This window comes from Fusobacterium sp. (genome assembly GCF_019012925.1).
Taxonomy (GTDB): Bacteria; Fusobacteriota; Fusobacteriia; order Fusobacteriales; family Fusobacteriaceae; genus Fusobacterium_A.
Genome location: NZ_JAGIRL010000053.1, coordinates 17,519 through 43,890, shown reverse-complemented (window position 1 = coordinate 43,890; position 26,372 = coordinate 17,519). Strand labels below are relative to the sequence as shown.

Annotated in this window: 23 protein-coding genes; all 23 read right to left on the bottom strand. The window is 31.4% G+C overall.

Annotated features, from left to right (window positions below; all coding sequences use genetic code 11):
* Positions 1–4: 4 nt before the first annotated feature.
* The 23 genes from QZ286_RS09875 to dusB all read right to left on the bottom strand — a co-directional run bounded on the left by QZ286_RS09875 (position 5) and on the right by dusB (position 26,262).
* Complete coding sequence (locus tag QZ286_RS09875) at positions 5–475, bottom strand: PTS sugar transporter subunit IIA (protein WP_291256797.1); 471 nt, start codon at positions 473–475, stop codon at positions 5–7.
* A gap of 3 nt (positions 476–478) precedes the next feature.
* A complete protein-coding gene (gene recO / locus QZ286_RS09870; RefSeq protein WP_291256796.1) occupies positions 479–1,186 on the bottom strand; it encodes a DNA repair protein RecO in 708 nt (235 codons plus the stop codon).
* Positions 1,183–1,740 (bottom strand): hypothetical protein, encoded by a 558-nt coding sequence (locus QZ286_RS09865; RefSeq protein ID WP_291256795.1) that lies wholly within the window; start codon positions 1,738–1,740, stop codon positions 1,183–1,185. The genes recO and QZ286_RS09865 overlap by 4 nt, the downstream gene beginning before the upstream one ends.
* On the bottom strand, positions 1,737–2,573 hold the full coding sequence (gene mreC / locus QZ286_RS09860; protein WP_291256794.1) for a rod shape-determining protein MreC: 837 nt from the start codon (positions 2,571–2,573) through the stop codon (positions 1,737–1,739). The genes QZ286_RS09865 and mreC overlap by 4 nt, the downstream gene beginning before the upstream one ends.
* A 1-nt stretch (position 2,574) precedes the next feature.
* Entirely contained in the window at positions 2,575–3,684 is a 1,110-nt protein-coding gene (locus QZ286_RS09855; protein WP_291256793.1) for a M20/M25/M40 family metallo-hydrolase, read from the bottom strand.
* A gap of 185 nt (positions 3,685–3,869) precedes the next feature.
* Entirely contained in the window at positions 3,870–5,171 is a 1,302-nt protein-coding gene (locus tag QZ286_RS09850) for an NCS2 family permease (protein WP_291256792.1), read from the bottom strand.
* 21 nt (positions 5,172–5,192) lie between these two features.
* Positions 5,193–6,071, bottom strand: coding sequence for an RluA family pseudouridine synthase (locus tag QZ286_RS09845; protein WP_291256791.1), 879 nt, complete (start codon positions 6,069–6,071; stop codon positions 5,193–5,195).
* Between the two features lie 7 nt (positions 6,072–6,078).
* Positions 6,079–7,185 (bottom strand): rod shape-determining protein RodA, encoded by a 1,107-nt coding sequence (gene rodA / locus QZ286_RS09840; RefSeq protein ID WP_291256790.1) that lies wholly within the window; start codon positions 7,183–7,185, stop codon positions 6,079–6,081.
* A gap of 10 nt (positions 7,186–7,195) precedes the next feature.
* On the bottom strand, positions 7,196–7,636 hold the full coding sequence (gene dut / locus QZ286_RS09835; protein ID WP_291256789.1) for a dUTP diphosphatase: 441 nt from the start codon (positions 7,634–7,636) through the stop codon (positions 7,196–7,198).
* 9 nt (positions 7,637–7,645) lie between these two features.
* Entirely contained in the window at positions 7,646–8,869 is a 1,224-nt protein-coding gene (locus tag QZ286_RS09830) for a pitrilysin family protein (RefSeq protein ID WP_291256788.1), read from the bottom strand.
* A gap of 16 nt (positions 8,870–8,885) precedes the next feature.
* Positions 8,886–9,968, bottom strand: coding sequence for an LptF/LptG family permease (locus QZ286_RS09825; protein WP_291256787.1), 1,083 nt, complete (start codon positions 9,966–9,968; stop codon positions 8,886–8,888).
* Positions 9,968–11,044 carry an LptF/LptG family permease gene (locus tag QZ286_RS09820; protein WP_291256786.1) on the bottom strand — a complete coding sequence of 359 codons (1,077 nt, stop codon included), beginning with the start codon at positions 11,042–11,044 and terminating at the stop codon, positions 9,968–9,970. The genes QZ286_RS09825 and QZ286_RS09820 overlap by 1 nt, the downstream gene beginning before the upstream one ends.
* 9 nt (positions 11,045–11,053) lie before the next feature.
* Complete coding sequence (locus QZ286_RS09815) at positions 11,054–11,587, bottom strand: CvpA family protein (RefSeq protein WP_291256785.1); 534 nt, start codon at positions 11,585–11,587, stop codon at positions 11,054–11,056.
* Positions 11,588–11,598: 11 nt separating this feature from the next.
* The gene (locus QZ286_RS09810; RefSeq protein WP_291256784.1) at positions 11,599–12,780 is read right to left on the bottom strand and encodes a class I SAM-dependent rRNA methyltransferase; all 1,182 of its coding nucleotides are present in this window, start codon (positions 12,778–12,780) and stop codon (positions 11,599–11,601) included.
* A gap of 9 nt (positions 12,781–12,789) precedes the next feature.
* The gene (gene alr / locus QZ286_RS09805; RefSeq protein ID WP_291256783.1) at positions 12,790–13,887 is read right to left on the bottom strand and encodes an alanine racemase; all 1,098 of its coding nucleotides are present in this window, start codon (positions 13,885–13,887) and stop codon (positions 12,790–12,792) included.
* Between the two features lie 119 nt (positions 13,888–14,006).
* Complete coding sequence (secF, locus tag QZ286_RS09800) at positions 14,007–14,957, bottom strand: protein translocase subunit SecF (protein ID WP_291256782.1); 951 nt, start codon at positions 14,955–14,957, stop codon at positions 14,007–14,009.
* Positions 14,948–16,180, bottom strand: coding sequence for a protein translocase subunit SecD (gene secD, locus QZ286_RS09795; RefSeq protein ID WP_291256781.1), 1,233 nt, complete (start codon positions 16,178–16,180; stop codon positions 14,948–14,950). Before secD ends, secF begins: the two co-directional genes overlap by 10 nt.
* A 15-nt stretch (positions 16,181–16,195) precedes the next feature.
* Positions 16,196–16,615 carry a Holliday junction resolvase RuvX gene (gene ruvX, locus QZ286_RS09790; RefSeq protein ID WP_291256780.1) on the bottom strand — a complete coding sequence of 140 codons (420 nt, stop codon included), beginning with the start codon at positions 16,613–16,615 and terminating at the stop codon, positions 16,196–16,198.
* A 9-nt stretch (positions 16,616–16,624) separates the two neighbouring features.
* Entirely contained in the window at positions 16,625–19,225 is a 2,601-nt protein-coding gene (gene alaS / locus QZ286_RS09785; protein WP_291256779.1) for an alanine--tRNA ligase, read from the bottom strand.
* A 35-nt stretch (positions 19,226–19,260) separates the two neighbouring features.
* Positions 19,261–19,986: an LPS export ABC transporter ATP-binding protein gene (gene lptB / locus QZ286_RS09780; RefSeq protein WP_291256778.1), complete on the bottom strand. Its 726-nt coding sequence runs from the start codon at positions 19,984–19,986 to the stop codon at positions 19,261–19,263.
* A 10-nt stretch (positions 19,987–19,996) separates the two neighbouring features.
* Positions 19,997–22,681, bottom strand: a complete 2,685-nt coding sequence (locus tag QZ286_RS09775; protein ID WP_291256777.1) for an LptA/OstA family protein — start codon at positions 22,679–22,681, stop codon at positions 19,997–19,999.
* Positions 22,682–22,684: 3 nt separating this feature from the next.
* A complete protein-coding gene (mutS, locus tag QZ286_RS09770; protein WP_291256812.1) occupies positions 22,685–25,309 on the bottom strand; it encodes a DNA mismatch repair protein MutS in 2,625 nt (874 codons plus the stop codon).
* Entirely contained in the window at positions 25,306–26,262 is a 957-nt protein-coding gene (gene dusB, locus QZ286_RS09765; protein WP_291256776.1) for a tRNA dihydrouridine synthase DusB, read from the bottom strand. Before dusB ends, mutS begins: the two co-directional genes overlap by 4 nt.
* Positions 26,263–26,372: the final 110 nt, after the last annotated feature.

The following is a 26,372-nucleotide window of genomic DNA, read 5'->3' as shown; positions in this document are numbered from 1 at the left end:
CTCATCAACTCTCTTTTTTGTCAATATAATCTATTACCTCACTTGCTGTTTTACAATTAAGAAGTCCCTCTCTAAAACTCTCTTCTCTTATTAGACGTGAAATCCTTGCCAATACTTTTAAATAGATTTGACTATCTTTATTTGGTGATGCAAAAACAAAGAAAATATTTACTTTTTCATTATCCATTGATTTAAAATCAATCTTATCTCTACTCATTCCAAAGGCGATTGTCAATTTCTCTGCTACCTCAGTTTTAGCATGGGGAATAGCTACTCCCTTTCCTATTCCTGTACTTCCTAATTTTTCTCTCTCCACAAGAGCTTTGTATACAGTATTCCCTTTTGTTAATATGTTTGGTGAATTTTCAATTAATTTTGAAAGTTCTAATAATACTTCATCTTTAGTTTTAGCTTTTAGATTCAGAGAAATCAAATTTTCTGACATATAATCAGTTATTTTTATTATATTAGTCATTCTCTATCCCTCCATAATATAATTTTTTAATTTAATATCTATTCCTAAATGAAAATTTAAGTATCTTTCAAAAAGAAAAACAACCTTTTTAATATCTTCTAAAGTTTCTATCTCTTCATCTATATCTTTTGCTCTGTTATTTATAAATTTTTCTACCAAGCTCTTTTCACTCTTAGAAACTTTATATATATACTTCTCATTTTCAGTTATAAACTTTGATCTTTCAAAAGAAAAATTATAACCCTCTCCACTACTTATATTGAGTCCCTCATCTCTGATTATATAATGGAGAAAATATCCTATTAAAATATAATTTTTCTTCTCATTTTCATTATTATTTAAAAACTCCAAACTTCTCAAAAATATTTTATATAATGACTTTTTTCTATTGTTTTCAACTAAGATAGCATTGAGCAAAGCAACAAAATATAAGGATATCTCAAGCCTATTTAAATTACTTTTGATATTACTGTAGGATTCTATTCCGTTGAAAGATGAAACTGTATAGTTTTCTCCCTTTTTATAAAAGGTAAAATTGGAAAGAGAGAGAAGATCTATTGAATTCAACTCTCTTTTTTTACTCTTTCTAATTCCTTTCAGTAGAAAAACTATTTTCCCAAAATTTTCTGTAAAAACTGTCACATATCTATCAGCTTCACCAAAATCTCTTTTATTTATTACTAGCCCTCTATCTGTTATGAATTTTATCATATGTCAGTTAGCTCCTTAATATCCACTTTAGGATTGATAACATAACTTTTTACTTTAAGGTTTACTATATTTATATCCTTATCATAAACTCTGTAAACTGTTGGCAACAGATAGTTTTTAAACTCTTTTAACTTGTCAATTTCCACTCTAGTACCATTTTTCAGTGGTATCTCTTTTATCTTTTTAGCATAGTATTTCTCTCTAAACTCTCTGTCACTCTTTTCCTTTTCAAAGATAAAATTGATTACTTCCAATACTTCACTATCATTTTCCGTTAATTTTTCCTCAACTCTTTGATCAAAAAGTGGAAGATACACTATTTTTTGATCCTTATTATAGATATATACCTCACCTCTATTTAATTCTGGAGCTATTACATCTTTTCTTATAAAATCTGGAAATATATATGTTAATTTATAATCACTACTTTTAGATTCACCATTTAAATTTACAACTTCATTAACCTCTGTTATTAAACTTTTTATCTCACTTATATCTTTTCCATAAGTTATGAAATTAAAAGCTATACATAGGATTATTACTAACTTTTTCATTTTTTATTCCCCTTTGCTTCTACTGGAATCAAAATCAAAACTTCAGCTAAATTTATAACATCTACTTCACTTTCAAGTTTTATGCTCTTTAAGATCTCTGTTCCACTCTCTATGACCTCACTAATCTTTCCTAAATATATCCCCTTAGGATAGATCTCGCTGATACCAGAAGTATATACCTTCTCTCCAACCTCTATATTCTCTTGAAATGTATTAGCTTCAAAGTATAGAGTTCCATCTCCCTCATTGCTTCCTCTCACTATTCCTAGAGCACCTGATTCAGTGAGAGAGCTAACTGTATAGTTTTCTCCTGTTATCATATCAACAATTGAATAATCATCATAGACTTTACCTATCTTTCCTATTAAATTCTCTCCAGCTAAAACTATGTAATTTTTCTTAATTCCATCTTTTTTTCCTAAGTTTATATAGAATCTTTCATATAGGTTACTTGGATTTCTAAAGTTTACCTTTGCTACTTTTATATTTAACTTCTTCTCCTCTTTCATCTTAAGAATCTCTCTCAATCTCTCATTCTCTTGATCAAGTTCCTTGTTGTAAGCTACCACTATATCATACTTTACCTGTTCATTTTTTAAGTTCCTATTCTCCTCTAATATAGATTTATAACTTACTACTGCCTCTGAAGTTTCTTTAAAAAAGTTTCCAATCTGATACACTCTTCTCTGAATAGGAAAAACAATGTGACTTACAATATCCACACCAAAATTAACAGCTTTACTAAAGAGAACAAATATCAAAATAAGAATAAATAAGATAATTCCCATTCTTTTTTTTATTGACCATTTTTTATCTCTTTTTTTTCTTAACATTTTATGCCATTTCCTTTAATATCTCTACTACTAAATTAGCAGTTTTTACCATATCCTCTATCTCAATATACTCCTCTTTTGTATGAACTTTTGTCATTCCAATTCCTATAGTTAGAGCCTTGTATCCTTTTTCATTATAGATATTTGAGTCACTTCCTCCACCAGTAGGCTTAGTTACACACTCAACCTCTACTTGAGCACAAGCTTTTTTAAATATATTCAATATCTCCTCTGAATCCTCTAATTTATATCCTGAGTATCCCTTTGTCACTCCGTTCTCAAACTCAGCTCCAAACTCCTTACACATCTCTTTAAATACTCTATCTGTTTCAGCTAATAAGTTATCTAATTTCTCTCCTGAAAAACTTCTAGCCTCATACTGTAATGTTACCTCTGGCATAACTATATTAACAGCTTCTCCGCCTCTTACAACACCTATATTTGAAGTTGTTTCAGAATCTATTCTACCTAATTTTATCTTTGTTATAGCATGAGCTGCTACTGTTAAAGCATTTATTCCATTTTCTGGTGCTATTCCTGCATGAGCTGGTTTCCCAATTATCTTCATTTTTCCTTTTGCAGAGAATGGTGTCTGTATAATTCCAATACCAGGTTTTCCACTAGAATCTAAGACAAATGTATAATCTGGACTATATTTTTCTATATCAAAATTCTTAGCTCCTAATAATCCTATCTCCTCAGCTATTGAAAATACTACTACTATCTCAGGATGATCAAGATTATTCTCCTTTATAGTTTTGATAGCCTCTATTATATTAGATATTCCCGCTTTGTCATCTCCACCTAATATTGTTGTTCCATCACTCTTAATAATTCCATTTTCAATTATTGGATTTACCTTATCACAAGGTAATACTGTATCCATATGTGCACTCAACAGTATTCTCTTTTTACCTGGATTTCTTAAAACTCCAATAATATTTCCAGCATTTCCTCCCTCTTTTTCTCCAGCACCATCTTCAATTACTTCCATTCCTAAATCTTGTAACTGTTTTTTTACATAGTCAGCCATCTCTCTCTCTTTTAATGAAGGAGAAGATATTCTTGCCATCTCTATAAAATTATTAATCATTCTTTCTCTATTTATCACAATGAAGCCTCCTAACTAAAATTTACACTCTTCTATTAATTATAATATATTTATAGTGGTTTTGTAAAGTACTACTGGTATAAAAAAATAGACAATCTCATTATTTTTATCTTTAAAAGTTAGACAGTAAAAAAAAGAGTAATCAAATGAAAATTCATTTAATTACTCCCAAAATATCTAATTTACTAGATTACCAAGTTTACTAAACAAAGTACACCTATAAATATTAGTGGTAGATTTAATTTCTTAAAATCACCAGTTACTAAGTGAATAAGAATATAACTTAAAAATCCTAAACTTAATCCTATACTGATACTATAAGTTAATGGCATCATAACTATTATAATAAAGCAAGGGAATAGAGTTTTTAGATCTTTAAAATCTAAATCTACTATCTGTTTAAACATATACACTCCAACTATGATAAGTGCTGAAGCTGTTGCATATCCAGGTACTACAGCTACTACTGGAGAGAAAAATAGAGCAAGTAGGAATAAAATTCCTGTCACAAGAGAAGCAAGTCCTGTTTTAGCTCCTACTGCCACTCCTGCTGCTGACTCCACGAATGTTGTTACTGTACTTGTTCCTAATACAGATCCAATTATTGTTGAAAATACATCTGTATATAACATTCTTCCAAATCCCTTAATTTTTCCATCTTTATCTACAATTCCAGCCTGTCTAGAACAAGAGATTAAAGTTCCTAAAGTATCGAATAAGTCAACAAACATAAATGAGAATATTGGTCCAATTAAAGATAGTTTAAAAGCACCTACTATATCTAATTTTCCAGCTATTGGAGCTATACTTGGTGGAAGAGATACAATGCTCTCTGGTACTGCAATATCACCAGTGATAAATCCTAATACTGTAGATGTAACTATTCCTATTAACATTCCACCTTTTACCTGTTTTATCTCAAGAACAACAGCCACAAGCAATCCTACAATTCCTATTACAGTAGTTGTTTTCATTGTTCCCAATCCAACTATAGTAGCTGGATTAGCTGCTACTAAACCAAGATTTATAAGTCCAATAAATGTTATAAATAGACCTATTCCTCCACCTACTGCTATTTTTAATGGAACAGGTATTGCATATGCAATCTTCTCTCTAATTCCACCTAAAGATAAAGCAAAGAAAAACACTCCTGACATAAATACTATTCCAAGAGCTGTCTGCCAAGGTACTCCCTTACCTAAAACCAATGTAAATGTAAAGAAAGCATTAAGTCCCATTCCTGGAGCTAAAGCAAATGGAGCATTTGCCCATACACCTGATATTATAGTTGCCAATGCAGATGTCAAACAAGTTACTGTTATTAAAGCTCCCTTGTCCATTCCAGTCATACCTAATATAGAAGGGTTTACAAAGATTATGTAAGACATTGCTAAGAATGTTGTTAGCCCTCCTATTACCTCTTGCTTAACTGTACTTCCTCTCTCAGAGATTTTGTACAATCTTTCCAAAGTTTCTGTGTTTTGCATTTCTTCCTCCTATATATTATTTTATTTAGATAACCTAGCTCTATACTCCTTAGGTAAAGGTAGTTTTATCTCTATATCATACTTATCTATCTTTAGATAGTATGAGAATAGATACATCTTTTTCTCTTTTCCCTTTCCATACCTTGTGTCACCTAGTATATAGTGTCCCATAGCTGATAGTTGAACTCTCAATTGATGAGTTCTTCCACTTCCTAATCTTCCCTCTAAAAGAGTACAGTTATCTCCATAATCCAATACTTTAAAGTAACTTATACTCTCCTTAGCTCCATCCTCTTTTTTATCCAGTTCAATAACTCTATCATCTATCTTTTTCAAATAACTCTTTATAATAAAATCTCTCTTTTTTACTATCCCATCTACCAAAATATAGTATTTTTTATCTACTCTTCTCTCCCTTATCTCTTCGGCTAACTCTCTTGTTACAACCAAGCTCTTAGCACCGATTACAAGTCCTGAAGTAGCTTTATCTATTCTATTTACAAAATTAAAATTTGGATTTTTTAAATACTCTTTTATTATCTCAGATACCCCATAGTCATGCCCACTTCCTTTATGCATAACTACATTGCTATCCTTATTGTAAATAAGTACTCTCTCATCCTCATACACAATAGACTCTTTTATCTTATCAATATCTGAGTTTTTTAGATTCATACTTTTTAATTTACTCTCTTTTTCTTCAACCTTGACCTCAAAAAATAATTTTACCACATCATTTTCCTGTAGTCTATAATTTTCTTTAGACTTTTTTCCATTAACCTTTATCTTCCCTACTCTTATAGCTTTGAAAATCTCAGTTAATGCCATATCAGGTAGTTTTTTTCTCAAAAATTTATCCAATCTTACATCTGAATACTCTTTGTCAATTATATATTCCATATCTCTCCTAATCTCTATTTATCCTAATACTTTGAACTATTCCAAGCATTATAAAACTTATAAGAAGTGATGTTCCACCATAACTCATCAACAGTAGAGGTTTTCCTGTTACTGGCATTATTCCCATTGTCATTCCTACATTTATAACAAAGTGAAAGAAGAAAATACTTCCAATTCCGTAACACACCAATTTACCAAAACTATCCTTGGTAGTATCCGCTATATATAGAATCTGCATAATTAAGATTACATACAAAACAAATAGGACTACTCCTCCTAAAAAACCTCTCTCTTCTAAAAATACAGAAACTATGAAATCTGTATGAGCCTCTGGTAAAAATCTCAACTTACTTTGAGTACTATTTAAAAAACCTTTTCCATATAATTCTCCAGACCCTATTGCAATCATTGATTGAGTTACATTCCAACCACTTCCTAACAGATCACTCTCTGGATTTAAAAATGTCAAAACCCTCTGTCTTTGATAATCTTTTAATAGAAAGAAATATGAGAACGGAACAAAAATTCCTCCACTCACTGCTAAAAAAATAATAGTTTTCCACTCTAAATTATACATAAACATTATAACTCCACAAGTCATAACTATTATAAGTGTCGTTCCTAAATCAGGTTGCTTCAATATCAATAACAGTATGGGAGCAATATGTAATCCCGCTATTATAATACCTCTAAATCCGATAAATTTCTCTCTGAAATTAGTAGTTAAAAAAGCCGATAAGGTTATTACAATTAAAACCTTACCTACCTCTCCAGGCTGAATACTTATAGGTCCTAAGCTTATCCAGCGTTGTGCTCCCAACCTACTAACTCCAAATATAAGTACAGAAGCTAGTAAGATTATATTCAATACATATAAAAGCTTATAGTATTTAAAGTATTTTCTATAATCAATAAAGGAAACTACAAAATAAGCAACAACACCTATTACTCCCCAGATAGTCTCTTTGATATAAAAACTCTCACCTTTAGAAATAGTAGCACTATATATAGTTGAAACACTTATTGCTACTATAATCAATGCATTTACTAAAAGATAATTATTCATTTTTTTTAATTTTTTTAAAAAAAGTTTTATCTCTCTACTGCTTTTCATCGACTACCTCTTACTTTCCTGTATGCCCAAATCCTCCAGCACCTCGTTCTGTTTCATCAAGTACATCTACTATTTCAAACTCCATCTGTGCCACTTTATTTAAAACTAACTGTCCTATTCTCTCTTGAGGTTGAATTACATACTCATCTTTACTTAAATTGATCAATATAACTCCAATATCTCCTCTATAGTCACTATCAATTGTTCCTATTGCATTTGCCATACTTATACCATGTTTTAAAGCTAGTCCACTTCTTGGTCTAACTTGAACTTCATACCCCTCTGGTATAGCCATTTTTATTCCTGTTGGAATCAATACTCTCTCCAACGATCCCAATGTAATTGGCTCTTTTATATTTGCTCTTACATCCATTCCAGCTGATCCCGAAGTCTCATACTTAGGTAATTGTACTCCCTCTTCAATCAATACCTTAACTGCTACTTTTTCCATTCTTTTCTCCTATACATTTCCTAAAATTGTCCAAGAGTAATATCTCTCATCAAATATTATCTCTGCTGTCTTTTTAATATCTTCCAAAGTTATCTTTTCAATAGACTCTATTATCTTATCTATCTCTATTACCTCACCATAAAGAAGATATGAGTTTGCCATTCTATTCATTTTACCCTTACTTCCCTCAAGGCTAAAAGTCAACATACTCAAAAACTGATTCTTAGATTTTTGTAACTCATATGGAGTTATTCCATTCTCTCTTATATCTTCAAATTCAGCTCTTATTATATCTATTACATCTCTATAACTCTCATTAGTTGTCCCTGCATACACAGTGAAAACTCCACCCTCTAAAAAGGCACTTGAATAAGTATAAACAGAATAAGCTAATCCTCTCTCCTCTCTTATTTTTTGGAAAAGTCTAGAACTCATATTTCCACCCAATACACTTGAAATTATTGCTGCTGGGTATTTTGCCTCATCTACCAAGCTAACTCCTTTGGTATTAAAGCATAGATGAACTTGGTTAGTATCTCTAACTATTTTATTTTCACCCTTATTTATTGTAAAGTTATTATCCAATTCTCTTTCAGTTTCTAAATTCTCAATTTTTCCAAATCCTGATTCAAGTTGTTTGAATATCTCTTCACAGTCCATCTTTCCTGCAACTGATATTACTAAGTTTGAGGCTCTATACTGCTCTTTAAAATATTTTAAAAATTTCTCTCTATCTATTCCTTTCAAACTCTCTATTGTTCCTAATACACTATTTGATTGTACACCTGTTAAGGCAAATTTTATGTTCTCATCATGTATTATCTCTTCTGGAATATCCTCATACATTCTTATCTCTTCTATAATTACATTTCTCTCTTTTTCAAGATTTTCCTCTGTAAAAGTAGAGTTTAAAAACATATCAGAAAGTATTTCAATTCCTTTATTTATCTTATTTGAAAGCATCTGAATATAGTAACAAGTCATATCTCTACTTGTATAGGCATTTATCATTCCACCCTCATTATCTATCTCTTCAGATATCTCCTTTGCACTTCTATTTGTTGTACCCTTAAACATCATATGTTCAATATAATGAGAAACTCCACTCTCATCTAAATACTCATCTCTTGATCCAGTTTTTACAAATACCCCTAAGCTTATAGTGTTTATGCTCTCGATATTCTCCATCAAAACTGGAATACCATTACTTAACTTTTTTACTTGTATACTCATAACACACTCCATACTTTTAATATTCAGCTTTATTCAGTAGATATATACCTACTCCTAAAAATATTATATTGGGGATCCATCCACCAATAAAAGGATTTAAAAATCCATTTGCACTGAGAGCTTCAAAAGAGGCTTGTACCACATAGTATCCATAACCCAATAGTACACAGACACCCAAGCTAACTGCAGAAGTTCCACGAACATATCTTCCTCCTAACGCAAGTCCCAAGAATGAGATTACAAAACTTGCAAAAGGAAATGAGTATCTGTTCCCTAACTCTACTAATAACTCTCTTGTGTCTCCTCCTATACTCTTCATCTCTCTTATTGTCTTTTTTAACTCTTTTATACTTAAAGTTCTTGGTTCTACACTTAAAGTTATAAAATGTTCAGGATTATCATTGTATTTATCATCTCTAAAATACTTAACAACTTTTGATTTTTTCCCTTCATCTCCATAGTAAATAGTAGCATCTTTCAATGTCCATACACTCTTACTAAAATTATATCTTCCCTCATGTGCAGTTACTATTCTTTCAATCTTATTAAACTCTTTATTCAGATCCACTATCTCAATATTTTCAGCAAAACCTGTCACTCTATTAACTTTTTGCATAAGATAGATATAGTTTGAATTCTCCCCTCTCAAAAAAGCGTTCCTCTTCTCAACCGGAGCTACTCTCTCCTCTACCTCTCCTCTTCTCAAATCTCTATTTATTTTTAAAGAAGTGGGATATAGAGTATCGTTTACATAGAATACCACTCCTGATATAATTGCAGATATAACTATTGGAAACAATATTATTCTCTTAAATTTTATTCCAGAAGTTTTCAAAGAGATAATCTCCAAATTTGAGGCCATTGTACTTATAGTCATCATACTACCCAGCAAAACTGCCAGTGGAGCTACATCTATAAATATTCTTGGGAGCAGAGTCACTATATAATAACCTGCATCACTTACACTAAATCTTCCATCACTTAAATATTTTACTACTCTAAATAGTTGGCTAACTATGAATATTCCCATAAATGCCATCAAACTCAAGAAAAAGGCTTTAATAAAATTTTTGCTAATGTATCTATCCAATATCTTCATTATATCACCTCTGCCTTTTTCTTATACATTAAGAATGTTACCAAAAATAGGATAAGATTAGGAGTCCACACTCCTACAAAAGCTGGAATTATTCCCTTACCTGCCATTACCATTCCTATATTTAAACAAGTGATATATGAGAAAATAACTATCAGACTCAAAGCAAAATTTGCACCTTTTCCACTTCTATGGTGACCAATAGCTAAAAACACTCCCAATAATGATAGCATTATTGTTGAAAATGGTACTGCTAATTTCTTATTTATCTCAACACTGTATGGAATTTTTTCCTCTGAATTTTTCCCACGCATCTCTTTTAACAGTGAAAATACTCCCATAGCCTCAATATTATCTACCTTTATCTCCATCTCACTAAAATATGCTGCTAATGGAACTTTTTTCTCATCAAATTTACCTCTTAATGTCTCCTTACCCTTGTCATTAAAATTGTAAAAAGTTGAATTTTTTAATACCATTGCTGAATCTTTCCAATAAGCTTGTTCTCCCACTATAATAGTTGGAAAAGCTTTATCCTCAGCCTTTTGAAATATCAAAACTCCCTTAGCTTGTTTATCTTTTCCCTCTATTCTATCTATATATAGATTATACTCATCTACCTCATCTATAAAGGTTCTCTCTTTAAGTTGAAAAACTGGGTTTTCATAGGCTATTTTTGTAGTAAGATATTGTAATTTTGCCACAGATCTAGGAATAATACTCTCCTGTAAGAAGAATATGAAGATAGTTACACCTACAGAGGCAATAAATATCGGTTTTACAATCTTTTTCAAAGATAAACCAATAGCACTCATAGCTGTTGCCTCACTTGTTCTTGTAAATTTTGAAAAAGTAAGCATTATCCCCAAAAACATTCCCATAGGTATAGTTTGAGCTAATATTGGTGGTAAATAAAAAGATAATATTCTCAAGACATCCAAAATAGAGATTCCTTTTACTATTATGTTCTCCATCATTGCAACAATTATATCTATCAAAAATATAAAAGTAAATAGAGATATTCCAAAAATTACAGGTATTTTAATCTCATTTAAAATGTACCTATCTATTATTTTCATACTTTTCTCCTATAATATTTTATTTATGTATCTATCTATTAGTTTATCATTTTTTAAATTATCAAGTTTCTTTTTAAATACTTTTGGAATATGATTCTCTATAAGGGGTGACATCTTTAAAAATACCTCAACTGATTTACTATTTTTTCCATAAGATTTTATTTCAGGAAAAAGATCAGTTGAAAAATTAAAAATAAATATTATAACAAATCCTAGTATAACACCTTTTACAGCTCCTATTATACCACCTAAGATTCTAATTATAAATCCTCTAGAAATTCCCTCCATAATCTTTCTTAAAATATGAATAAATATTCCTACTACTATGTATACAGCCCAAAACATAATTATGTATATTAAGAAATAGTTTCTTTCATTGGCTGGTAACTTTAAAAAATCTATCAATATTGGAGTTAAATACTTTGCTAGTACAAAATTTATAATCAAGCCAAAAGCTGATAAAAATTCAACAAACAAACCATTTTTTAATCCATCTAATATTGCTAAAACTAAAACTACTAATATTACAATATCTAAATACATAGCGACTCTCCTTAGTTGTTAATTATTCTTACCCATAAAGCCTTTAAATATAAAGTTTCAGGTACATGTAATATCCACGGATGATCTTCAGGTTGATAATTTATCCCTATCACTTGTAAAAGTTTTCCATTTTTTGAAGCAGCCATTCTTGTTACCTCTAAAAGATCTTGCAAAGATATGTGGTAAGCACAAGTTATGACTCCCAATATACCTCCATCTTCCAATAGTTTGAAACTATCGTCACATAGATCAAAGAAGAAGTCTCTACCTCTATGAATATCCGCTTTTCTTTTTATAAGTGAAGGTGGATCTAAAGTTATTACATCATATTTCTCTCCTCTACCTACAAGAGTTTTTAATAAAAGAAAAGCATCTCCCTCCATAGTTGTAAAATTCCCTTGAAATTCATTTAAATTATAGTTCTCTTTACACAACTCCAAAGCATGTGGTTCCTTATCTATTGCCACTACTTTTTTACAATTCTCTTTTAAAGCAGCCATTGAAAATCCACCACTACTTGAGAAAACATCTAAAAATCTAGTCTCTTTATTTAAATATTTTCTAATGAATTTTCTAGAATCTCTCTGGTCTAAGAAAAATCCTGTTTTTTGTCCATCAATTATATCTATTCCATACTTAAGACCATTATCTTCCATAATAACTCTTTCTGGAATCTCTCCAAATATAATTCCTGTTTTTTGCTCTACTCCCTCATGTGTTCTATTTTCTACATCACTTCTCTCATAGATCCCTTTTGGTTTCATCACTTTTTTTATTGCATTTATTATCTCTTGTCTAAATTTTTCAACACCAGAGTTTCTAAATTGAACTGCCACGTATTTATCAAATTTATCTATTATCAGACCTGGTATTCCATCTCCTTCAGAGAAAAAAGCTCTTACACAGTTTGTCTCACCATACAGATGCTCCCTCTTTTTATAAGCAGTTCTTATCTTATTCAATATAAAATCTTTATCTATCTTTTCATCTTTTGTTGTCAATACTCTCACATATGCAGATGTTGAATCTGTTACATAACCTCTTCCTACAAAAGTCATATCTTCAGTGCATACATCAACTATATCTCCGTTTTCTATCTTTCCAATACTACTTTTTACCTCATCTTTAAACACATTTGGATAAAAATTTTGTATCTTCTTCTCTTTTCCCTTTTCTAAAATTATCTTCGCCATTGTCTCTCCTTATCTAGTTATTAAATATGGTTTACCATTCTCTTTATACACTCTATATACTCTTCTTCCTATTCCAGTCAATATATCCCAAGAGCATTTATGTTCCACATTTATCTCTTCGATTATATCATCTCTTACTACTATTACCTCTGTCCCCAATTTCACTTTATCTTTTATATTTTCAGGTATTTTTACCATACTCATATCCATACATATCTCTCCAATTAATGGACACTTTTCTCCCTCTATAATTACATAGCTCTTATTTGAGAACTCTTTTTTTATTCCATCTGCATACCCCATTCCAATAGTTGCAAATGTCTCTCCCTTATTCAATGTGTATTTTCTACCATAAGATATGAATGAATCCTCTTCAACTGTTCTCAATGATAGAATCTTAGTTTTGACAGTAAATACTCTCTTCAAATCTAAAACTCTATAATTAGCTATCATTCCATACATACTTATTCCATCTCTTACAAGGTTTCCAGCATATTGCTCATTGAATCTCAATATTCCACCACTATTCAAAATATGTAGATATTTAACTCTATCTTCATATCTCTTAAACACACCAAATTTCTCAATTTGAGCTCTCGTATAGCTATCGGCGTCCCCATTAAATCCATCAGCATCAGAAAGATGTGAATAGATACCCATTATATTTAAGTTATTTTTTAAACAGTACTCGACAACTTCAATACCTTCATCTACTAAAAAACCTAATCTTCCCATTCCTGTATCAATTTTTATATGGATACCAACATTTAGATTATGTTTTTTTATAAACTCTATCTGTTCCCAGTTTCCAACAGTTATCTGGATATCATTTTCAGTAGCAACTAAAATCTCATCTTCCAAAACCACTCCTAAAATTAAGATCTCATCCTTTATTCCAGCTTCTCTTAATTCTAGAGCTTCCTCCAAACAAGCTACTGCAAATATTTTAACTCCATTTTTAGATAGATATTTTACAACTTCCTTTGCTCCAAATCCATAACTATTAGCTTTGACTACTGCCATTATCTCTTTAGGGTAGACCCTCTCCCTTATCTTGTTTATATTAAAAAGTAAATTGTCCATCTCTATTTCTAACCATGCTCTCATTTGTTCCCTCTCTTCTGCAATACTCTCACTAATAATAAACAGAGTTTTCCAATGGTATAAAACCATTGGAAAACTTTAAAATTACCTTGTACCATTTTATTATAACTCAAATTTTAAAATTAAACTAATATTTTTTCCTCGGTCTCTTTTTTATCTTCAGCTTGAAGTTTTTTCTCTATTCCACCATTTCCTCTATCTTTTCTATTTTTATCTAATAGATATACTATTGGAGTAGCTATAAACACTGAACTGTATGTTCCAGCTAAAATTCCAATCAATAGAGTAACTATAAATGTTCTTAAAGAATCCCCTCCAAATACTAATATTGCAATAATTGCAAATAAAGTTGTAACTGAAGTATTTATAGATCTTACCATTACCTGATTTATACTTTTATCTAGTATCTCTTCAAAAGTAAGTTTTTTCTTAGTTTTACGTTTTATATTCTCTCTTATTCTATCAAATACTACTATAGTATCGTTGATTGAATACCCTAAAATAGTTAGAACTGCTGCTATAAATGGTGTATCTACCTCATAACCTAGTAGAGATATCACTCCAATAGCTATAATTAAGTCGTGAATCAAAGCAATTATTGCTCCCAATGAGAATACGAACTCAAATCTAACTGTAATATAAGCCACTATCAATACTGATCCTATTAATAGTGAATATATTGCTGAAGTTTTTAGTTCCTTCCCTATACTAGCTCCAACTTTTTCCACTTTATCAATATTGTACTTTCCAATTGTACCTAAACTTTCTAATAAAGTCTCTTTCTGATCTTCAGATAGTTCCTGTGTTCTTATTATTACTGTATTCCCTTCTGAAACCTGTACTTTTCTACTATTTCCTGCTAGTTGTGGAACACTTTTAGCCACCTTATCTAAAACACTATTTACCTCATTTAATGAAACTGTTTTATCATATTTTATCTGAGTTAAACTTCCTCCAGAGAAATCTATTCCATAGTTTAATCCCTTTGTAAAAATAACTCCTAGGGAAAGTACTACAAGTACTACAGATAATCCTAGAAATTTCTTAGTATTTTTTACAATTCCTATTTGCATATGTCTCTCCCCTCCACTCCAAATAATTCAGGCTTTTTCAAATTAAATACATTTACAAAAGTCAATAAAAGAATTTTTGTTATTGTTATTGCAGTAAACATAGATGCAAGTGTACCTATTGTCAATGTTACAGCAAATCCTTTTACTGGTCCTGTTCCAAATGTAAATAAAATCGTTGTAATTATAAGTGTTGTTAGGTTTGAGTCAAATATTGCTACAAATCCCTTGCTAAATCCTGTATTTATACCATTTATTACAGTATTTCCTAATCTTAACTCCTCTTTTATTCTTTCAAAGATAATTACATTGGCGTCAACTGCCATTCCCGCTGAAAGAATAAGTCCTGCTATACCAGGTAGTGTCAATGTAGCATCTATGAAATTTAATGCTCCAAAAGTTGTTAAACCAAAAATTACTAGTGCTATATCTGCTACAATTCCAGGCAATCTATAGAATACTATCATAAATATTCCAATCAATCCCATTGCAAACATTGCAGCTTTTTTACTCTGTGCTATGGATTCATCTCCTAGAGAAGCTCCTACTGTTCTTGTCTCTACTATCTCTGCTTTTACTGGAAGTGCACCTGCATTCAATAGTGTTGCTGTAGCTTTTGCCTCTTCTACTGTATAGTTTCCTGTAATTACTCCACTTCCACTTGGAATTTCAGAGTTAATCATAGGTGCTGTTTGTATTGTTCCATCAAGTGTTATTGCCAATTGTTTTCCAATATTATTTCTTGTTATCTCAGCAAATTTTATAGCTCCATCTTGATTCATCTCAAATTGTATCTGTGGTCTTCCTAAGTTATCATAAGAAACATCAGCCTTTTTTAGTGCTCCACCAGTTAATAGAGTCTCTCCTAACGTTCCATCTGGATTCATTATTCTAAACTCCAATAGAGCTGTTTTTCCTATCATTTTTATAGCATCTTCTGTATTGCTAATTCCTGGTAACTCAACTATTACCTTTGTATCTCCAGCTTTTTGAACCACTGATTCAGCTACTCCCAAACCATTGATTCTTCTGTCCAATACCTCTATCAGTCTATCCATTGCCTCTGAGTCTATAGTGACTCCCTCTTCTGGTACTGCCTCTAAGACAACGTATACTCCACCTTTTAAGTCTAGTCCTAATTTTGTTGGCTTAGCAAAGCTTAACCAGATAGCTCCACAGACTACCATTATTACAAGAAGTAATCTCATCATTAATTTTGAACTCATCTTCTCCTCCAAATTCTATTTTTTTCTATCTAGGAAACTTTGAAGTATGATTGCTGCTGCCACTTTATCAACTACTTTTCTTTTTTCTAAGGCTCCTTTTTTATTAGTCTCATTTAAAAGTCTGTCTGCTGAAACAGTAGTTAGCCTCTCATCAACTTCAAATATCTCCAATCCATCAATATTCTTATTGAGTTTTTCTATGAATTCCCTTACTTTTTCAGCTTGTCTCTTCTCTGTACCGTCCAAGCTTTTTGGTATACCTACTACAAGTGATTTTGTATTCTCCTGTACTAGTATCTCCTCTATCCTTTTTACTGCCTTTACTTTTCTTCTGTCAATAACTTCAAGGGGAGTGGCTAATATCCCCATTATATCAGATTTAGCCACACCTATTCTCACATCACCAACATCTAAGGCAACATATTTTTTATACATTTTTACCCCTTATAATAAAGTTTTTAGAGTTTCTCTTACTTTTGCCACTGCCTCATCTATTTTACTAGCATCTTTTCCACCAGCTTGAGCAAAATCAGGTCTTCCTCCACCATTTCCACCAGCTATTTGAGCTGCTTCTTTAACTAGGTTTCCAGCTTTTGCTTTTCCAATTAAATCTTTAGTTACTCCTACAGCAAAAACTGCTTTATCTTCACCAGAAGCTAGTACAACTACACAACTTCCTAATTTCTCTTTTAATGAATCTACCATCTGTCTTAACTCTTCAGCTGTTTTATCTTTAAAAGTTTTAATTACAACTTTTACTCCATTGATCTCTTCAGCAGCATCATTTAATGATCCAGCTTCAAAATTAGTTATTTTTGCTTTTAATGTTTCAATCTCTTTTGTATTTTCTCTTAAAGTTTCAGCCATTTTTTCAACTCTCTCAGCTACGTTTGCTTCGTCAGCCTTTACAGTTTTAGCTATCTCTTTTAATGTTTTCTCTAATTTTTTAACTAGTTCATAAGCTCCAAGTCCTGTAACTGCCTCTATTCTTCTTACTCCTGCAGCTATTCCACTCTCAGATTCTATTTTGAATAATCCTATCTTAGCTATGTTGTCTATATGAGTTCCACCACAAAGTTCTATTGAGAAGTCCTCTACTTTTACTACTCTTACAACATTTCCATACTTGTCACCAAATAGAGCCATTGCTCCCTCTTTTTTAGCTTCATCCATACTCATATCTTTAATAGTTACTGCTAAAGATTCAGCTATTTTTTCATTTACAAGGTTTTCAACTTTCTCTAACTCTTCAGCTGTCATTGCTTCATAATGGTTGAAGTCAAATCTTAATCTTTCACTATTTACAAATGATCCAGCTTGTTGTACGTGAGTTCCTAATACCTCTCTTAATGCTTTGTGTAATAGGTGAGTTGCAGTATGGTTTTTAGCAGTTGATACTCTGCTTAATTTATCTACTTCTAATAGATACTCCTCTCCCTCTTTTGCTTCACCTTTTACTATCTCAACAGTATGTGTAAATATTCCTTTTTGTTTTTGAACATCTACAACTTTTCCTTCAAATCCATTTCCTGATATTGTTCCATTGTCTGAAGCTTGTCCTCCTGACTCTCCATAGAAAGGTGTTACATCAAAGATCATTTGAGTTTTTCCATCTTTTGAAACTCTTATGCTTAATAATTTAGCTGTTTCTCTCAATGTTTCATATCCTACGAATTTAGTTGCTCCATACTTGTCATAAAACTCCTCTATAAAGCTATCTTGTCCTTTTTCCATAATAACTTCTCTAGCTGATCTTGCTTTTTCTTTTTGCTCTTCCATCTTAGCTTCAAACTCTTCTCTTGAAACTTCTACAGCATTCTCTTCACAGATCTCTTCAGTTAATTCATAAGGGAATCCATAAGTATCATATAGTTTGAAAGTTATATCTCCAGAAAGTTTTTTTCCACCCTCTGCTTTAAGTTTCTCTATCTCTTGGCTTACTAATTGTATTCCTTGATCAAGAGTACGAGAGAATTTCTCCTCTTCGATTTTTACAACTTTTTTAATATGCTCTAAGTTCTCTTTTAAATCTGGATAAGCTTCTGACATCATCTCTACAACTTTATCTACCATTTTATATAGGAATAACTCTGATTGTCCTAATAATCTTCCGTGTCTTACAGCTCTTCTTAGGATTCTTCTCAATACATAACCTCTTCCTTCGTTTGAAGGTATTACTCCATCATTTATTAAGAAAGTAACAGCTCTTGAGTGATCAGTTATAACTTTTAATGAGAAGTTAGTCTCTTTATCCTCTCCATATTTTCTACCTGTTAATCTTCCAGCCTCTTCAACTAATGGGAATAATAAATCTGTTTCAAAGTTATTTGATTTTCCTTGAACCATAGCAGTTACTCTCTCTAATCCTGCACCTGTATCTATATTTTTCTTAGGTAGTGGCTCAAGACTTCCATCTTCCATTCTATTCCATTCAGTAAATACTAAGTTCCAAATCTCTATGAAACGGTTATCTGTTCCCTCATCACCAAGTTTAGAGTTCTCATCTCCACCATAAGCTGGTCCTAAATCTACGTGTATCTCTGAACAAGGTCCACAAGATCCTGTTGGTCCTGCTGCCCACCAGTTTTCATCTTCTCCTAATCTAACTATTCTCTCTTTAGGGAAGTTACATTTCTCTATCCAAATCTCTTCTGCCTCATCATCAGTTGTAAATACAGATACCCATAATTTATCTTTATCTAGTCCTAATACTTCTGTTACAAACTCCCAAGACCATACTATAGCCTCCTCTTTGAAGTAATCTCCAAATGAGAAGTTTCCTAACATCTCAAAAAATGTATGGTGTCTTGCTGTTCTTCCAACGTTTTCTAGGTCATTTGTTCTTATTGATTTTTGGTAAGTTGTTACTCTTGGATACGGAGCTTCCTTTTGTCCTAAAAAGTATGGTTTGAAAGGCACCATTCCAGCCACTGTTAATAAAAGTGTTGGATCATCCGGTATTAAAGACGCACTTTCAAAATGTTTGTGTTGTTTTTTCTTAAAGAATTCAATAAACTCTTTTCTAATTTGATTTCCTGTTAACATAGTTCCTCCGTTTTTTATTCTATTTTTATTTATTTTTAATCTAATTTAAATTTTTCACCTAAGTAGATCTTTCTCGCTGTTTCATTATTTGCTATCTCTTGAGGTGTTCCACTTATAATAACTTTTCCTTGTGCCATAATATAGGCCTTCTCAGTTATTCTCAATGTCTCTCTTACACTGTGGTCAGTTATTAATATCCCCAACCCTCTCTCTTTTAAATATCTTATTATCTGTTGAATATCCTCAACTGCAATAGGATCAACTCCTGCAAATGGTTCATCAAGTAGAATAAAGTTAGGATTATTTGCTATTGTTCTGGCTATCTCTACCCTTCTTCTCTCTCCACCAGACAGTGAAAATCCCAAAGATTTTCTTACATGAGTTAATTTAAACTCCTCCATAAGCTTATCAATCATCTCAAGTTGTTCCTTCTTGCTGACAGATTTCATCTCCAATACTGCTGCAATATTCTCCTCTACAGTTAGATTTCTAAATATTGAAGGCTCTTGTGCTAGGTACCCAACTCCCATATTAGCTCTCTTATACATAGGATAATCTGTTACATCTATATTATCACAAAAAACCTTACCACTATCAGGTTTTACTATCCCAGTTATCATATAGAAAGTTGTTGTTTTTCCGGCTCCATTAGGACCTAATAGTCCCACTATTTCACCTTTTTTTACTTCTAAACTTACATTATCTACAACTTTTCTCTTCTTGTAACTTTTACATAGATTTTGAGCTGATAAATTTATCATACTTCTCTCCTTATTTTTTATAGTCTACATATACATTTCCAGAGGCTTTAATCTTCTTAGTATTCATATTATATATTCCTCTATCTGCTTGAACTATTGACTCATTATTCTCTATCTCTACATTTCCAATAAGTTCCAATGTTCCTTCGACTTTCTTTATTATTCCTCTATCTGCAGTAATATTAGTCAATCCATACTCAGAATTATTATTATCTATGTGAACATTTCCAATTAGAGTGGCTATATTTTTATCTGTATCTACCTCTGCAACTGAAGATGTAATCACTGTCTTTCCATTTTGCTCATCTGTTAAGATCAACTTTGTATTCTCTTTAGAAAATACCAGCTTTCTTCCTGTATCTATCTCAATATAATCAGATTCCAATCTCTTATCCTCTTGTACAAATACAGCATTATCTCTTATCTCACTTCTCAGTATCTCATATTTACCATCATTTTTGAAGTATACTCTTGCAAAATCACCCTTAAATGTTGTAATCACACCCTTATCTACTATATGACCATTTACATTTCCAGTGAAATCTATTATCATCTCATTTAAATTTCCATCTATCTTATCAGAGATAAATCTATCTCCATTTACAGTTGTAATATCAGATTTATTACCTTTTAAAATACCTGTTTTTTTATTAAAAGTACCATTATCTCCTCTAAAAGTAAAGTCTTTATAATCTATTGTATACTTAGCTAAAGATCTTACAATCTCCTCTTTTGGGTAAACCTCTACCTTTTCTCCTTTAAAAGTAGAATCTATATCTTTCATTACAACATTTCCTTCAAATAGGGCTTTCTCTTCCTTTGAAAAATATGTCATTTTCTTACTTGTAAGTGTACTAGCATCACTCTTTCCATTAAAATTATCCCCTATAAATTTAGAGGTTTTAGTACTATATACACCTTTACTCATATCTCCAAAAGTTTTTCCATCTTTAGTTCTAAACTTTATTTTTTGTGGGATATAAACATTCTCATCTTTTATATTATATTTAGCTTTTTCAGAGTCAATTATTACATCTTCACTCTCAATGTGTAAGTTTCCATCAATCTCTAAATACTCTTTATCTTTAAAAGTAAAGTTATCTCCACTGATCTTTACTCCCTCTTTTGGATTTTCAATATTTATATTACTTCCCAACTTTCCAAATCCAGTTTTAGTATTATAATTCAGATCTCTACCCTTAGCTATATAATCATTTCCTTGAAGAGTTACATCTCCTTCACTTAAAAACTCCCCTGTTTCTTGATTGTATTTAGCATCATTTCCAACAAAAGTTATATCATTTTCTAAAGACTTAATTTTGTATCTCCCTTTTATTGTAGCATTTTTATCTATCCCTGTATAGTCAATACTATCTCCACTCAATAGATATTTCTTATCTTCCATAAGAGCATTGCCAATTACTAAGCTATCACGAGTTTCAGTATTATAGGCGATCCTATCTCCTTGTAGTTTTTGATTCTTACTCTTATCCAATAAATAACCTTTTACAATTTTTATATCTTTTGTCATATCATTAAAATATAACCCTGATCCAGCACTCTCATACTTAGGTCCAGAAAAACTGTATTTTCCATCAGTTGTTAACTCTTTACTCTCTGTATTATAATTAAATACTTTTGTTATTAACTCCCCATCATTAGATGTATATCTCACATCTTTTTTTCCTGAAAGAGTCATCACCTTAGTATTGTCATCATATACTAACTTATCACCACTGATTTTTTCTCCCTTAGTTGAATATCCATTGATATTTCCATTGAGAGTCAAAATCTTACTCTTTACATTATAAGTTCCATTATCTCCTTCGAAAGAGTACACTCCATTGCTTCCTTTTATCTTTCCTACAATATTTAGTATATCACTATCTCCTGCTTTATCTAATTTTTCAGCATAAACCTTAAATCCATCTACCTCTATCACTAGATTTTTAGAAATTTTTAAAGCTTCTGTATCATCCTTTAGATAAAGAGAGTCTGCAGAAAGTTTTACATCTTTATAAGTTACTGTATATGGTTCCCAAGCTTCTAATATCTTATCCTCTAAAGTATATCTCAAAGTTTTAAAATTACCATCTACCAGTCCTGTGTTTTCTCCTCTTCCCTCTAATCTTATATTATCAGAAAGTATAACTATTTTGGAAAGATCATCATAGTCTCCCTTATCTCCTATAATTGCTACATCTTTATTCTCTAATGTCACATCTTTAGTCAAGTTGATATAGCTCATTTTAGAGTTAGTTATAAAGTTCTGTCCTGATATTTTTATACCTTTTTGTTCATTGATTGCTGTAACTCCTGTATTTGATGTTACCTCATCTTTCAACTTATTGTAATCTATATTTTCAGCTTTAAAACTCCAACCATTAGTTGCAACTCCAAGTATATTACTCTTTAAAGCTAGGTTTCTAACCTTGTCTATAAATGCATTATCTCCACTGATAAGCATATCATTAACTTTGGCTTTCGCCTTTTCAAATCCAGTTTCATTTGCTTTTATATAATCTTTTTGTTTCTCAGCTTCCACTTCGTAGTCATCATTTTTATAAATTACATTGGTTGTCTCTATAACCTGTTCGTTCTCTCCCAAGTTTTTCTCTTCTCCAAAGTAATTAAAATAACCTAAAATGACTACAGTAACAATACCTACTATATACCCTATCTTTTTCTTTTCCATAATTTAACTCCCATTCAATATTTTTTTCAACTCATTAAGTTTTAATAACGCTTCTAATGGTGTTAACTTTTCAGGTTCTATCTCATCTAAAACCCTCATTACTATTTTTTGCTCTTTAGTTAGTTCTTTTCCTTTTAACTCCTCTTTTTTATCAACAACCTCTTTCTTTTCTGAAGTTATTCCAAAAAGAAGTAACTGCTCTCCACCCAGCTTTTTCTCTACAATCTCTTTTCTCTCTTCCAATCTTTTCAAAATACTTTTAGATCTATCCAAGATCGTCTTAGGTAGTCCAGCTAATCTTGCCACTTCAATTCCATAAGACTTATCTGCTCCACCTTTTACTATCTCTCTTAAAAAGATTATATCCTTTTCATCTTCCTTAACCTCTATTCTGAAATTTTCAGCTTTTTCAAGCTTATCTTCCAACTGTGTCAATTCGTGATAGTGAGTTGCAAATATTGTTTTAGCTCCTATTTTATCGTGAATATACTCTGTTATGGCAGTGGCTATTGAAATCCCGTCAAAAGTTGAGGTTCCTCTCCCTATCTCATCTAAAATGATAAAAGATCTCTTTGTAGCACTATTCACTATATTTGCTACCTCACTCATCTCCAACATAAAGGTAGATTGACCTGAAAGTAGATCATCACTTGCTCCAACTCTTGTGAATATCTTATCCACCAAACCTATTTTTGCATAGTTAGCTGGAACATATGAGCCTATATGAGCCATTATTATTATCAGGGCCACCTGCTTCATATAGGTAGATTTTCCCGACATATTTGGTCCTGTCAAAATTATTATCTCTTTTTTATCGTCAAATACTATATTATTTTTTACAAATTCTCCAGCTGGAATCAATTTTTCTACTATTGGATGTCTTCCAGCTATAATCTCTATATCCTCTCCATCATTAATCTCAGGCTGAATATATGAGTTTTTTACAGCTATATATGCAAAATCTGTTATTACATCTAAATATGAGATCTTGTAAGCTAGATCCTGTAATATCTCACGATATTTTTTTATCTCGCTAGTCAACTCTTTAAAAAGGTAGTATTCCAAGCTCTCTATTCTCTCTTTAGCATTTAAAACTTTTTCCTCATACTCTTTTAAATCTGGAACAATGTATCTTTCAGCATTAGCTAAAGTCTGCTTTCTGATATAGTCCTCTGGAACCAGTGATGAATTGGCTTTTGTTACTTCGATAAAATATCCAAATACCTTATTATACTTTATCTTAAGTCCCTTTATTCCAGTTCTCTCTCTCTCCCTATTCTCTATTTCGAGAATATAGTCTTTTCCATCTCTTGAGATGCCATGTAACTCATCTAGATCACTGTTATAACCTGATCTTATCACTCCTCCCTCTCTTATTGAAAAAGGTGGTTCATCTACAATGGCTTTCTCTATCAAATTATATATCTCTATTAAGCTTTTTACCTCAATATTGAAGATCGAATTTCCCTTTAAAGTTTTAAATATCTCCAAAGAATTTTTAATAGAAGTTTTTAAAGCTATCAAATCTCTTCCATTCTCAGTCTCTAAAATAAGCTTTCCAATTATTCTTTCAATATCATATATATCTTTTAAACTCTCTCTTACCTCTTCTCTAACTAATACACTCTCTATAAAAAAGGCTGTATCTCTCTGTCTCTCTCTTATCTTTTCAATATCCAACAACGGATTTTTTAAAAATTTCTTTAAAAGTCTACTTCCCATAGAGGTCATACACTGATCCATTACCCAAAGCAGAGTTCCAGCACTATTTTTTTCTCTCTGATTATCTATTATATCCAAGTTTCTTTGAGTTGTAATGTTTAGTTCCATCACATTTTGACTATTCACATATACAACCTCTGTAACTGGAAGCTCCTTACCTTTTTGTAAGTCTGATACATATTCCAATACCATAGTTGCTACAGATATAGCCCCTTTTCTATTTTTCAATCCATAGCTTTCCAAAGAGATCACTTTAAAATACTCCTTTAGATACTCTTCAGGCTTTTTACGTTCCACAGTTTTTGTAAACTTTATCTCATTTAAAGAGTTTTGTTTTTTAAACTCATCTATATAAATATCATATGATCTCTCATCTAATACTATCTCCTTTGGAGCTATCTTATTGATCTCTCCCAACAGTTTAAAAAATATATCTTCTCCTACTATCTCAGTAGTTTTAAACTCCCCAGTAGTTATATCAAGATAAGCTAAAGCTCCACACTCTTCAGTAATTTTTATCCCCATTAGATAGTTATTACTCTTCTCATCTAAAAAATCTGTATCTATTATCGTTCCAGGAGTTATTACTCTAGTTACCTCTCTTTTTACAATTCCTTTTGCTGACTTTGGATCTTCAACTTGATCACATATTGCTACTTTGTAGCCTTTATTTACCAACTTAGCTATATATGAAGCCACTGAATGATATGGTATCCCAGCTAATGGAACATCATATCCCTTCTCTCTATTTCTACTTGTAAGAGTGAGTCCTAATTCTTTTGAAGCTGTAACAGCATCATCAAAAAACATCTCATAAAAATCTCCTAATCTAAAAAACAATATACTGTCTGTGTATTGAGATTTTATCTCTTTATACTGACTCATAAGTGGCGTTTCTGCCATTATTCTTCAACTCCCTCTTCTTCTAATCCTCTTTTGATTACGTATAATAATTCCAATATCTCCTCATACTTATCTGTATGATTTATCTTATCTCTAATAGCATTTGAATTCCTAATTCCTTTTAGATACCAACATAGGTGCTTTCTTAACTCAAATATAAATGGTCTCTCTGGATGCTCTATCTGAGTTCTTCTAGTATGTTCAATTGCCATATCTATTCTATCCATTGATGTCACAGGATTTAATATTTTTCCATGCTCTAGGTACTCTCTAATATCTCTTATTAACCAAGGATTTCCAAATATACCTCTAGCTAACATAACTCCATCTACACCTGAATAATCTATTCTCTCCTTGGCATCTTCAGCAGTAAAAATATCTCCATTTCCTATTACAGGAATAGATACGCTCTCCTTTACTGATTTGATTATGCTCCAATCTGCTTTTCCTGTATACATCTGTTCTCTAGTTCTTCCATGTACAGTGATGTGTTTACATCCTACCTCTTCTGCTATTTTTGCTATTTGAACAGGATTTTTAAACTCTTTGTATCCCGCTCTTATCTTAATTGATAACCCCGTATCATCATTTAAAGCACTTCTTAACTCTGATAACATAGCTCTTATATGTTCTGGTTTCTCCATCAAAGCTGATCCATAACCATTGTTTGTTATCTTTTTCATTGGACATCCTGAATTGATGTCTATGTGCTTAACACCTAATTTTTCTACAAATTTTGCACTCTCTACCATCTTAGGAATATCCTTCCCAAAGAGTTGAACCGAATCTCCCTCTCTAAGTCTCAATATAACTTTTAAAGTTTTTTCAGAGGCACACTCCATTGCATTGATACTTACCATCTCTGTAAATAACATATCTGGGTTAAACTCTTTTAATATTCCTCTATATGTATAATCTGTAACTCCTGCTATGGGAGCTATATATATTTTTTTCATAAATTTAATTCCTCCAGCTCTCAATAAAAAGATATCTCAATCTAAAAATTTTACCATATTTATAGCTTTTTTTCAATATAACAAGATAAAAAAGAGAGATTACTCTCTCT

What these genes read in the sequence shown, in the direction of transcription:
- secD (WP_291256781.1), bottom strand. Translation starts at nt 16,180, where the DNA reads ATGAGTTCAAAATTAATGATGAGATTACTTCTTGTAATAATGGTAGTC.
- QZ286_RS09875 (WP_291256797.1), bottom strand. Translation starts at nt 475, where the DNA reads ATGACTAATATAATAAAAATAACTGATTATATGTCAGAAAATTTGATT.
- QZ286_RS09830 (WP_291256788.1), bottom strand. Translation starts at nt 8,869, where the DNA reads ATGAGTATACAAGTAAAAAAGTTAAGTAATGGTATTCCAGTTTTGATG.
- QZ286_RS09810 (WP_291256784.1), bottom strand. Translation starts at nt 12,780, where the DNA reads ATGGCGAAGATAATTTTAGAAAAGGGAAAAGAGAAGAAGATACAAAAT.
- QZ286_RS09815 (WP_291256785.1), bottom strand. Translation starts at nt 11,587, where the DNA reads ATGTATTTAGATATTGTAATATTAGTAGTTTTAGTTTTAGCAATATTA.
- secF (WP_291256782.1), bottom strand. Translation starts at nt 14,957, where the DNA reads ATGCAAATAGGAATTGTAAAAAATACTAAGAAATTTCTAGGATTATCT.
- recO (WP_291256796.1), bottom strand. Translation starts at nt 1,186, where the DNA reads ATGATAAAATTCATAACAGATAGAGGGCTAGTAATAAATAAAAGAGAT.
- alr (WP_291256783.1), bottom strand. Translation starts at nt 13,887, where the DNA reads ATGAGAGCATGGTTAGAAATAGAGATGGACAATTTACTTTTTAATATA.
- dusB (WP_291256776.1), bottom strand. Translation starts at nt 26,262, where the DNA reads ATGAAAAAAATATATATAGCTCCCATAGCAGGAGTTACAGATTATACA.
- dut (WP_291256789.1), bottom strand. Translation starts at nt 7,636, where the DNA reads ATGGAAAAAGTAGCAGTTAAGGTATTGATTGAAGAGGGAGTACAATTA.
- QZ286_RS09825 (WP_291256787.1), bottom strand. Translation starts at nt 9,968, where the DNA reads ATGAAGATATTGGATAGATACATTAGCAAAAATTTTATTAAAGCCTTT.
- QZ286_RS09850 (WP_291256792.1), bottom strand. Translation starts at nt 5,171, where the DNA reads ATGCAAAACACAGAAACTTTGGAAAGATTGTACAAAATCTCTGAGAGA.
- mreC (WP_291256794.1), bottom strand. Translation starts at nt 2,573, where the DNA reads ATGTTAAGAAAAAAAAGAGATAAAAAATGGTCAATAAAAAAAAGAATG.
- rodA (WP_291256790.1), bottom strand. Translation starts at nt 7,185, where the DNA reads ATGAAAAGCAGTAGAGAGATAAAACTTTTTTTAAAAAAATTAAAAAAA.
- lptB (WP_291256778.1), bottom strand. Translation starts at nt 19,986, where the DNA reads ATGATAAATTTATCAGCTCAAAATCTATGTAAAAGTTACAAGAAGAGA.
- QZ286_RS09775 (WP_291256777.1), bottom strand. Translation starts at nt 22,681, where the DNA reads ATGGAAAAGAAAAAGATAGGGTATATAGTAGGTATTGTTACTGTAGTC.
- QZ286_RS09845 (WP_291256791.1), bottom strand. Translation starts at nt 6,071, where the DNA reads ATGGAATATATAATTGACAAAGAGTATTCAGATGTAAGATTGGATAAA.
- ruvX (WP_291256780.1), bottom strand. Translation starts at nt 16,615, where the DNA reads ATGTATAAAAAATATGTTGCCTTAGATGTTGGTGATGTGAGAATAGGT.
- QZ286_RS09865 (WP_291256795.1), bottom strand. Translation starts at nt 1,740, where the DNA reads ATGAAAAAGTTAGTAATAATCCTATGTATAGCTTTTAATTTCATAACT.
- QZ286_RS09820 (WP_291256786.1), bottom strand. Translation starts at nt 11,044, where the DNA reads ATGAAAATAATAGATAGGTACATTTTAAATGAGATTAAAATACCTGTA.
- alaS (WP_291256779.1), bottom strand. Translation starts at nt 19,225, where the DNA reads ATGTTAACAGGAAATCAAATTAGAAAAGAGTTTATTGAATTCTTTAAG.